The following is a 2,219-nucleotide window of genomic DNA, read 5'->3' as shown; positions in this document are numbered from 1 at the left end:
TGTTGCTGCAGTCGATGCCGCCGCTCATCGTGCAACTGGCGATGGCCGCAGCCGGCATGATCGGCGGCGGCCTCTGGATCATGCTCTCGGGCGCGCTGCGGCAATACCGCGGCGTCAACGAGACGATTTCCAGCCTGCTCTTGGTCTATATCGCGCTCGCGATCCTGAACCATCTGGTCGAGGGTCCGATGCGGGACCCCGCCAGTCTCAACAAGCCGTCGACGCGCGAGATCGGCGCGGCCAACATGATCGGATATATCCCCGGCACCGAGGTGCATTGGGGGCTGGCGTTCGGCCTGATCGCCGCGCTCCTGGCCTATATCCTGATCTATCACACCACCTTCGGCTTCGCCGCCCGTGTCGCCGGCGGCAACATTCGTGCGGCACGGATCGTCGGATTATCGGTCGGCAGGCTGGTCCTCACGATCTGCTTTCTCGCCGGCGCCTCGGCGGGGCTTGCGGGAATGGTCGAGGTCGCGGCCGAGGAAGGCCGCACCAACGCCAATCTCGCCGCCGGTTACGGCTACACCGGCATCCTGGTCGCGTTCCTGGCGCGGCAGAACCCGCTCGCGGTGATTCCCGTCGCGATCCTGCTCGGCGGCATCAGCGCCAGCGGCGGCCTGTTGCAGCGCCGGCTCGGTCTGCCCGATGCCTCGGTGCTGGTGCTGCAGGGCATCATCTTCGTGTTCGTGCTGGCGAGCGACGCGCTGTACGGACGGATCGGCTTTCTGAAAGGCAAATCCTGAGATGGCAGACGGAAGCATTGGGCTCTGGACTGTTCCGCTCGAGGTGTTTGGCGGCGCGATCCGCGTCTCGACCCCGTTCTTGTTCGTCAGCCTCGGCGAATGCATCACCGAGCGGTCGGGCCGGATCAATCTCGGCCTCGAGGGCACGCTGGTGATGGGCGCGATGAGCGCCTATGGCACCTCCTATCTGACCGGCTCGCCATGGCTCGGCGTGCTCGCCGCCGGCATCACCGGCGCTCTGCTCGGCGCGCTGCATGCCGGGATTTGTTCATTGCCCCGCGTCAATGACGTCGCGGTCGGCATCGCGCTGATGCTGTTCGGCACCGGGCTCGCGTTCTTTCTCGGCAAGCCGTTGATCGAGCCGTCCGCGCCGCATTTGCCGGCGATCGATTTCGGCTGGTGGAGCGATATCGCACAGGTCCGCGCCGCGCTGCGCATCAACGTGCTGTTCCTGATCGGCGTGGTGCTGGCGCCGATCCTGTACTGGGCGTTCCGCACCACGCGATGGGGCCTGTTGATCCGCACCGCCGGCGAAAGCGCGGACGCCGCGCGCGCCATGGGCTATTCCGTGCTCCTGATCCGGCTGCGCGCCACCATGGCCGGCGGCTTCCTTGCCGGGATCGGCGGCTCGTTCCTGTCGCTGTTCTATCCGGGCAGCTGGAACGAGGGCCTATCGAGCGGACAGGGCATCACCGCGGTCGCGCTCGTGATCTTCGCGCGCTGGGACCCGATGCTGTGCCTGTGGGCCTCGCTATTGTTCGGCGGCGCCGCGGCGCTCGGACCGGCGCTGCAATCGGTCGGCGTCACCTCCGGCTATCACCTGTTCAACGCCGCGCCCTACATCCTGACGCTGGCGATCATGATCATCACCTGCTCGCCGAAACGCACGCTGACCGGCGCACCGGCGGAGCTCTCGATCACCCGCTAACCGAACGTGCAATCCAACGAGGCGACCGACATGCCCGAGCGCACCATCAAGTCCGAGCCCTATGCCTGGCCCTACAATGGCGACCTCCGCCCCGACAACACCGCGCTGATCATCATCGACATGCAGACCGATTTCTGCGGCGTCGGCGGCTACGTCGACAAGATGGGCTATGACCTGTCGCTGACGCGGGCGCCGATCGAGCCGATCAAGCGGCTGCTGGCGGCGATGCGGGGGCAAGGCTTTCACATCATCCATACCCGCGAAGGTCATCGCCCTGATCTTTCGGATCTGCCCGCCAACAAACGCTGGCGCTCGCGCCAGATCGGCGCCGGCATCGGCGACCCCGGCCCGTGCGGGCGCATCCTGGTGCGCGGCGAACCGGGCTGGGACATCATTCCCGAGCTTGCGCCGTTGCCGGGCGAGCCGATCATCGACAAGCCCGGCAAGGGCTCGTTCTGCGCTACCGATCTCGAATTGATGCTGCGGCTCTGGGGCGTTCAGAACATCGTGCTGACCGGCATCACCACCGATGTCTGCGTCCACAC

At 66.5% G+C, this 2,219-nt stretch carries 3 protein-coding genes; all 3 read left to right on the top strand.

Translation table 11 applies throughout. The features are described 5' to 3' along the window. On the top strand, window positions 1–746 hold a 746-nt coding region (locus tag WCB02_RS21650), incomplete at its 5' end, for an ABC transporter permease (RefSeq protein ID WP_423961269.1). Between the two features lies 1 nt (window position 747). Beyond that, complete coding sequence (locus WCB02_RS21645; RefSeq protein WP_423961267.1) at window positions 748–1,674, top strand: ABC transporter permease; 927 nt, start codon at window positions 748–750, stop codon at window positions 1,672–1,674. A gap of 30 nt (window positions 1,675–1,704) precedes the next feature. Further along, a partial coding sequence (locus tag WCB02_RS21640) for a cysteine hydrolase family protein (protein ID WP_423961264.1) occupies window positions 1,705–2,219 on the top strand: 515 nt, incomplete at its 3' end.

The organism is Bradyrhizobium sp., from assembly GCF_049581145.1.
Lineage (GTDB): Bacteria > Pseudomonadota > Alphaproteobacteria > Rhizobiales > Xanthobacteraceae > Bradyrhizobium.
This window is presented reverse-complemented; position numbering and strand designations above follow the sequence as displayed.